This window comes from Streptomyces sp. col6 (assembly GCF_008042035.1).
Lineage (GTDB): Bacteria > Actinomycetota > Actinomycetes > Streptomycetales > Streptomycetaceae > Streptomyces.
This window is the reverse complement of record NZ_RDBL01000006.1, coordinates 729,527-737,218: the sequence shown is the minus strand read 5'-3', so window position 1 is coordinate 737,218 and position 7,692 is coordinate 729,527. Positions and strand designations below refer to the sequence as shown.

At 74.0% G+C, this 7,692-nt stretch carries 6 protein-coding genes and 1 pseudogene; 3 read left to right on the top strand and 4 right to left on the bottom strand.

Annotation, left to right across the window (positions count from 1 at the left end; genetic code table 11):
* The coding region (locus EAO73_RS07465; protein WP_318153252.1) for a TetR/AcrR family transcriptional regulator at positions 1 to 611 on the top strand (611 nt) is incomplete at its 5' end.
* Between the two features lie 15 nt (positions 612 to 626).
* Here the strand turns inward: EAO73_RS07465 and EAO73_RS07460 are convergent.
* Entirely contained in the window at positions 627 to 2,639 is a 2,013-nt protein-coding gene (locus EAO73_RS07460) for a thioredoxin domain-containing protein (RefSeq protein WP_147970624.1), read from the bottom strand.
* Positions 2,640 to 2,767: 128 nt separating this feature from the next.
* Here EAO73_RS07460 and EAO73_RS07455 point away from each other — a divergent pair, with 128 nt between their 5' ends.
* Positions 2,768 to 4,177, top strand: a complete 1,410-nt coding sequence (locus EAO73_RS07455) for a DUF1800 domain-containing protein (RefSeq protein WP_191133961.1) — start codon at positions 2,768 to 2,770, stop codon at positions 4,175 to 4,177.
* A gap of 229 nt (positions 4,178 to 4,406) precedes the next feature.
* On the opposite strand, the gene EAO73_RS36400 is transcribed toward EAO73_RS07455, so the two are convergent.
* Positions 4,407 to 5,063: a hypothetical protein gene (locus tag EAO73_RS36400; protein WP_224756198.1), complete on the bottom strand. Its 657-nt coding sequence runs from the start codon at positions 5,061 to 5,063 to the stop codon at positions 4,407 to 4,409.
* Between EAO73_RS36400 and EAO73_RS36395 the strand changes: the two are divergent.
* Positions 4,996 to 5,316, top strand: a pseudogene (locus EAO73_RS36395) (DUF1501 domain-containing protein); the annotation flags it as partial. The gene EAO73_RS36400 and the pseudogene EAO73_RS36395 sit on opposite strands and share 68 nt — an antisense overlap.
* A 150-nt stretch (positions 5,317 to 5,466) precedes the next feature.
* Here EAO73_RS36395 and EAO73_RS07445 read toward each other — a convergent pair.
* Together EAO73_RS07445 and EAO73_RS07440 are read right to left on the bottom strand one after the other, a co-directional pair.
* A complete protein-coding gene (locus EAO73_RS07445; protein WP_147970623.1) occupies positions 5,467 to 6,873 on the bottom strand; it encodes a sensor histidine kinase in 1,407 nt (468 codons plus the stop codon).
* Positions 6,870 to 7,574 carry a response regulator transcription factor gene (locus tag EAO73_RS07440; protein WP_147970622.1) on the bottom strand — a complete coding sequence of 235 codons (705 nt, stop codon included), beginning with the start codon at positions 7,572 to 7,574 and terminating at the stop codon, positions 6,870 to 6,872. The genes EAO73_RS07445 and EAO73_RS07440 overlap by 4 nt, the downstream gene beginning before the upstream one ends.
* Positions 7,575 to 7,692: the final 118 nt, after the last annotated feature.

Genomic DNA, 7,692 nt, shown 5'->3' with positions numbered 1-7,692 from the left:
CCTCCCGCCCCCTCTCCCCCGGCGCACAGCCGATGGGCCTGCGCGAGCGAAAGAAGCTGAAGACCCGGGCGGCGATCCGGGAGGCGACGTACCGCCTCGTCGACGAGCAGGGCTACGAGGCCACGACGATCGAGCAGATCGCCGAGGCGGCCGAGGTCTCCCCGAGCACGGTGTTCCGCTACTTCGCGTCGAAGGAGGACATCGTCCTCACCGACGCGTACGACCCGGTCATGGAGGCACTGCTGCGCGGCCGCCCCGCGGACGAAGCGCCGCTGGAGTCGGTGCGCGTGATGATGCGGGAGGCGCTGACCACGTTTCTCGCCGCGGACGACGGGGAACTGCGCAGGCGCACCCGGCTGATGGTCGAGGTCCCCGCGGTCCGCGCCCGGATGACGGAGACGATGTCGGACACGGCCAGCGACCTGGCCCGCGTCCTGGCCGACCGCACCGGCCACGACCCGGACGACCTGCGCGTCCGGGTCTTCGTCGCGGCGGTCCTGGGCGCCCTGCGCGAGGCGACGCTGCACTGGGCGGAGGGCGGGCAGAAGGGCAGCCTTCCGGACCTGGTGGACGAGGCGCTGGATGTGCTGGAGGGCGGGCTGCGGCTCTGACCGGTGGCCCTCCGGTCAGAGCCGCAACCCGCCCAGCGCCCTGGCCAGCGCCTCCGGATCGGTGGTCGGCGCGTCGCACACGAAGTGCCGGCAGACGTACGCCGTCGGCGCGCCGTCCGCCATCGGACGGTCGGCCAGCAGCGGGAACTCCGCCCCGCCCGACTCACCCGCCGCGACCACCGCGCCGGGCGCCCGCCCCAGCAGGGCCGTACGGTGCAGTTCGCCGCCGACGGGCCCGGCGACCGCGACCTCGCGCGGCCCGTCGAGCAGCGCCTCGGCCACCGCGAGCCCCCAGCCGATGAAGCGCGGCGCGCGCGGCCCGAGGGCCTTCACGACGCCCAGTGCCTCTTCGGCGGCCGTGCGGTGCGGCTCGGAGCCGGTGTGCGCGGCGTACGAGAGGAGCGCGCCGGCGGCCGCCGTCCAGCCGGCCGGGGTCGCGCTGTCGGTGGGGTCCTGGGGGCGGCGGATCAGCTGCTCGACGTCGTCCGCCGTGTCGTACAGCTGGCCGCCGTCGCCCCGGAAGTGCTGGAGCACGATGTCGAGCAGGAACCCGGCGAACTCCAGCCAGGCGCCCTCGCCGGTGACCGCGGCCAGCGCGAGGAAGCCCTCCGCGACGTCCCCGTAGTCCTCCAGCACCCCGGCGTGCTCACCGGCACGCCCGTCCTTGGACGTCCGGACCAGCCGGGCGACGGGGCCCATGTGCAGCCGCACCAGCAGGTCGGCCGCCTCGGTGGCGCGCTCGACGAGGTCGGGCCGGTCGAAGTAGGCGCCGGTCTCCGCGAGCGCGGCGACGGCCAGCCCGTTCCAGGCGGCGACGATCTTGTCGTCCCGCCCGGGGCGCGGGCGCGCCTCACGGGCGGCGAGCAGCCGCTCCCGCACCCCGGCGGCGCGGACGTCCTCGGGGTCGCCGGGCAGCTGGAGCACCGAGGAGCCCTCCTCGAAGGTGCCCTCCTCGGTCACCCCGAAGTATTCGACGGCGAACGCCGCCTCCTCCTCGCCCAGCACCTCGCGCAGCTGCGCCGGCGTCCACACGTAGTACGCGCCCTCGACATGCCGCCCGGCCGCGTCCTCGCTGTCGGCGTCCAGCGCGGAGGCGAAACCGCCCTCGGGTGTCCGCAGCTCCCGCACCATGAAGTCGGCGGTCTCCAGGGCGACCCGCCGGGCGAACTCCGACCCGGTGGCCCGCCAGAGGTGGGCGTAGACGCGGCAGAGCAGCGCGTTGTCGTACAGCATCTTCTCGAAGTGCGGCACGACCCAGTCCCGGTCCACGGCGTACCGGGCGAACCCGCCGCCGAGCTGGTCGTAGATCCCGCCCCGGGCCATCGCCTCGCAGGTGTCGGCGGCCATCTGGAGCGCCCCGTCCGCCCCGGTGCGGGCGTGGTGCCGCAGCAGGAACTCCAGCGCCATGGACGGCGGGAACTTGGGCGCCCCGCCGAACCCGCCGCGCTTCTCGTCGTAATCCCGGGTCAGCCCCAGCAGCGCCTGCGCGAGCTCGGCCTCCCCGGGCGGCCCGTCGCCGCCGTGCGCGAGGCTGCGCTCGGACAGATCCCGCACGATGCGCCCGGCGACCTCCCCGACCTCGTCACGCCGCCCGGTCCAGGCCGCGGTGACCCCTTCGAGCACCTGCCGGAACGACGGCATGCCGTGCCGTGACTCGGGCGGGAAGTACGTCCCGAAGTAGAACGGCTCCGCATCAGCGGTCAGAAACACGGTCATCGGCCACCCGCCCTGCCCGGTGGCCGCCTGCACCGCCTCCATGTACACGGCATCCACATCGGGCCGCTCCTCGCGGTCCACCTTCACGGACACGAAGTGCTCGTTCATGTAGGCGGCGGTCGCCTCGTCCTCGAACGACTCGTGCGCCATGACATGACACCAGTGGCACGAGGAGTACCCGACGCTGAGCAGCACCGGCACATCCCGCCGCCGCGCCTCCTCGAACGCCTCGGGCGACCAGGGCCACCAGTCGACGGGGTTGTCCGCGTGCTGAAGCAGGTACGGGGAGGTCACACCAGCCAACCGGTTCATGCGGGCCAGCCTCTCACAGGCCCGGCCCCGGCCGGGGGTACGCGGCGGGGGCTCCCGGGTCGCGATTCACACCGGACTCACACCGTCCGCCGACCCGCACGGAACGGTCCGGCGGCACGCTTCCGGGCATGGGAAGGACACTCGACACCAGGGCACACGTCACGCGTCTGCTGCAGCGCACGGGCTTCGGTGCTGCCCCGGACGCCGTGGACGCGGCGGAGAAGGCGGGGTTCGAGGCGACCCTCGAACGCGTGCTCGGCGAGGCGCACGACGCCGGTGCCGAGGCGACGCCCGCGCCCGAACCGGGGCCGCTGCCGCCGCGCAACAGCAAGCGGAAGGAGCAGAAGGAGAAGGAGGGCGCCGGCTCACCGGAACCGATGCCCAGTGCGTCGGGTGCCGCGAAGGACCCGAAGAACGACCCCGTACGCAAGGAGTACCGCAAGGAGTTGCGGCGGCAGCGTGCCGAGGTGACGCTCTGGTGGCTGGAGCGCATGGTGGCCGCCGACCGGCCGTGGGCCGAGAAGCGCACCCTGTTGTGGCACAACCACTGGGCGACCTCCATCCAGAAGGTGAAGTCCGGGGCCGCGATGCTCCGGCAGAACGAGACGCTGCGCCGGCTCGGCGGGGGCGACTTCCGTACGCTGGCGCGCGCCATGGTCGTCGATCCCGCCCTCATGGTGTGGCTGGACGCCGACGGCAGCACCGCGAAGGCACCCAACGAGAACCTCGGCCGCGAGCTGATGGAGCTGTTCGTGCTCGGCGTCGGCAACTACACGGAGACCGACGTGCGCCAGGCCGCCGCCGCCCTCACCGGCTGGACCCTCGACCGGCACAGCACGCCGTGGAAGGCCCGGTTCCGGCCTCGCCGCCACGACCAGGGGCAGCAGACCGTCGTCGGTGAGACCGCCGACTTCTCCGCCCGGACCCTCATCGACCACCTGGTGAGCCTGCCGGACTCGCACGCGCATGTGGCGGGGCGCATGTGGGGTGCGCTGGTGAGCAACGAGAACAAGCCGTCGAAGACGGCCCTGGCGCGTGTCACCGCGGCGTACGGGAAGAACCGCGACACCACCGCGATGTTCCGGGCGATGTTCACCGACGACGCCTTCGCGGACTCCGGCAACGTCCTGGTCAAGCAGCCCGTCGAGTACGTGGTGGGCAGCCTGCGGGCGCTCGGCGTGCGGCCCTCGAAGCTGCCGGAGAAGGCCCGTGAGCAGCTGCTGACGCGCACGCTGGCCGGGCTCGGGCAGGTGCCGTTCGCCCCGGAGAGCGTGGGCGGCTGGCCGGCCGGGGCCGCGTGGCTGACGACGTCGGCGGCGCAGGTGCGGATCGGCTTCGCGCAGGGGCTCGTCCGGCACGCCGACCTCGGTGACGTGGAGGACGCGTCGGCGAAGGAACGCCCCGGACTGCTGGCCCGCAAGCTCGGCATCGGCGCCTGGGGAGACGCCACCCGCGGCGTACTGAACGCCGCGGCGCGCGACCCGCACAAGGTGACGGCGCTCGCGCTGACGGCGCCCGAACATCTCGTACTGAGCTGAACCCGAAGGAGACGGAGCACGTGGACACGTGGAGCCGACGCAAGTTCCTGACCGCGAGCGGCGTGGCCGGCGGGGTCGCGCTCGCCGGCGGGGCGACCGCGTGGGGGGTGAACGAACTGCTCGCCACCGGATCGCCCGGGGGCACAGGTGACGCCTCGACGCTGGTGCTCGTCACCCTGTACGGAGGCAACGACGGCCTCAACACGCTGGTACCGGCCGCCGATTCGCACTACCGGGACCTGCGCGGCGATCTCGCGTACGACGAGGACGAGGTGCTGCCGCTGGGCGAGGGGCTCGGCCTCAACCCGGGGATGAAGGGCCTGAAGAAGCTCTGGGACGACAAGCGGCTCGCGGTCGTGCGCGGGGTGTCGTACCCGAAGCCCGACCACAGCCACTTCCGCTCGATGGCGATCTGGCAGACCGCGTCGCCGTCCGGGCCCGTCCCCTCCGGGTGGCTGGGCCGCTGGCTGGACCACGAGGGCGGCGGGGACCCGCTCAAGGCGGTCTCCGTGGGTGCGACGCTGCCGCCGCTCATGGCCGGGGAGACGACGGCGGGCGCGGCGGTGCGGCTCGGCGGCCGGAAGCTGCCCGACGCCTGGCAGCGCGCCTGTTCCGAACTCGCCCGTGTGGACGGGGAGGCGCACCCCCTGCTGCGACGGGCCGGTGCCTCGCTCGCCGAGCTGACGAAGGTGTCGGCGGCCTTCGACGGCAGCAGGAAGACCGACCGGGAGGACCCCGGCGAACCGCGCGACGAGGACGACGGCAACGACGGCGCATCGGCCGGCGGCCAGGGCGAACTCGGCGCCCAGCTGGACGTCGTGGCCAAGGCGATCGAGTCGGGCGTGTCCACCCGCGCGTACAGCGTGAGTCTGGGCGGCTTCGACACGCACGCCAACGAGAAGGCGACGCAGTCCCGGCTGCTGGGACAGCTCGACCAGGACCTCACCGCGTTCCTGGAGCGCGTGCGGAAGACGGCCGCTGGCCGGAACGTCGTTGTCGCCGTCTACTCGGAGTTCGGGCGGCGGCCGAAGGCCAACGCCAACCAGGGCACCGACCACGGAACGGCGGGACCGGTGTTCGTCCTGGGTGATCCGGTCAGCGGCGGGTTCTACGGGGACCAGCCGAGCCTCACCGACCTGACGGACGACGACCTCCGCGTGACGACCGACTTCCGTGACGTGTACGCCACGCTGCTGCGGGGGGCGTCCTGGACACGGATCCCGGCAAGGTCCTCGACGGCCACGACACGACGCTGGCCTTCCTGTGACCGCCGGTGCGGCGCCGCGGGCTCAGCGCCGCGCCGGCAGGCGGACGCGCACCCGGGTGCCCTTCCCGGGCGGGCTCGTGACGTCGATGGTGCCGCCGTGGGCCCCGGCCACCGCCGCGACGATCGCCAGGCCGAGACCGCTGCCTTCGCCGCTTTGGGCGGGGGCCGCCCGGTAGAAGCGGTCGCACACACGCGGCAGGACGTCCGCCGCGATGCCGGGACCGCTGTCCTCCACGGTGAGCAGGGCCTCGGCCCCGTTGTCCGTGAGACGGACCTCCACCCGTGCCGGGGTGCCGTCCGGTGTGTGCTTGCGGACGTTCGCCAGCAGGTTGTCCACCACCCGCCGGAGCTGCTCGGGGTCTCCGCGGACGACGACGCCCGGCTCGGCGTGGACCGTCAGCAGTTCCGCGGGGGCGACGACCCGGGCGGCGGACGCCGCGTCACGGGCGATCACGGCCAGGTCGGCGTCCTCCCGTTCGCGTGTGGGCACGGCGTCGAGCCGGGCGAGCAGGAGGAGGTCGTCGACCAGGCGGCGCATCCGCAGGGCCTCGGCGGTGATGCCGTGCATCGCGCGGTCGCGCTGCTCGGGAAGGGCCAGAACCCCCTGGTGGTGGAGGTCGGCGTACCCGAGCACCGCGGTGAGAGGGGTACGCAGTTCGTGCGAGGCGTCGGCGACGAACCGGCGGAGCCGGTCCTGGGTGGCCCGCTGTCCGGCCAGCATGGTGTTGAGGGCCAGTCCGAGGCGCCCGACCTCGGTGTCCGCGTCGGCGGGCGCGACCCGGCCGGTGCGGTCCCCGGCGGCGATGGCGTCCGCGTCGCCCGCCATGGCCTCCAGGGGGCGCAGGCCCCGGCGCAGCACCCACAGGCCGGTTCCCGCGAGGAGGATCAACGCACCGCCGGTCGCCACGCACTCGACGACGAGCAGCCGCCGCAGGGTGCCCTGGAGCTGGTCGAGCGGCATCGCCACGATCAGCGTGCCGCGGCCCCGCACCCGGGCGGTGAGCAACCGGTAGTCGGGTCCGTCGGAACGGGCCGGGCCGACGGTGACCGGTGTGCCGCGCCCCGGCTTCGGCAGCGGCCCCGTCAGGTCCGGCGCCGCGTCGGCGGGATCGCGCAGGCGCGGCACCAGCTCCCGTACCGTGCCGTCGGGCCTGCGCAGTTGGAGGTAGAACTCGGAGGCCCCGAGCAGGCGGACGTCGTTGCCGAGCTGCGTGTCGGCACCGGGCTCCGCGAGCTGGTGGGCCACGCGTCCGCGTACCGCGCGCAGGGTGACGTCGGTGCTCCCGGCGAGGTACCCGCGCAGCGCCCCGTACACGACCGCGTCCAGGGCGACGAGAGCCGCAGCCGCGAGCGCGAGCAGGGCCAGCACGAGCCGCCCGCGCAGCGAGCGCGGCCGGCGTGCGGGGCGGCGCGGCCCTCCCCTGTTCACGGCGCTTCCGGAGGGCGCAGGATGTAGCCGATGCCGCGCCGGGTCTCGATCAGGGACGGGCCGAGCGCGTCCAGCTTCCGGCGCAGGTAGGAGATGTACGTCTTCACGACGCCCGGGTCGCCGTCACCGAAGTCCCATACGTGCGCGAGAAGTTGCTCGTGGGTGAGGACGCGGCCCCGATGGGTCAGCAGATGGTGGAGCAGGCGGTACTCGGTCGGCGAGAGGTCGATGCGCCGGCCCGCCCGCCGCACCTCGTAGGTGGCGGTGTCCACTTCGAGGTCGGCGCAGCGCAGCACCCGCTCCGGTGCCCGGCCCTCTCCCCTGCGCAGCACCGCCCTTACGCGGGCGGCCACTTCGGCGAGGCGGAAGGGCTTGGTGATGTAGTCGTCGGCGCCCAGGTCGAGGCCGTCCACGACGTCCGCGCCGTTCTCCCGGGCCGTCAGGAAGATCACCGGTGTCGTCGAGCCGCCCTGCCGCAGCCGCCGCACCACGTCGAATCCGTCGAGGTCGGGCAGCATGACGTCGAGCAGCACGAGGTGCGGGTCGTGCTCCCGGACGGCGGCGAGCGCGGCCCGTCCGGAGGCCGCCTCCGTCACCTCGTACCCGAGGAACCGCAGCGAGGTGGCCAGTACGTCGAGGATGGCCGGCTCGTCGTCCACGACGAGCAGCCGGCGGCCCGGGGCCTCGTCAGGTGCGCTCATGACCGGCCATCCTGGCATCCGCTGTCGGTGACGCTCCCCCGGGTACCCGCTCCCGCCGCCCGCATTCCCTCGCGCCGCCGCGCCGTACCTAGGACACTGGTCCTCGCGGCGGTCCATG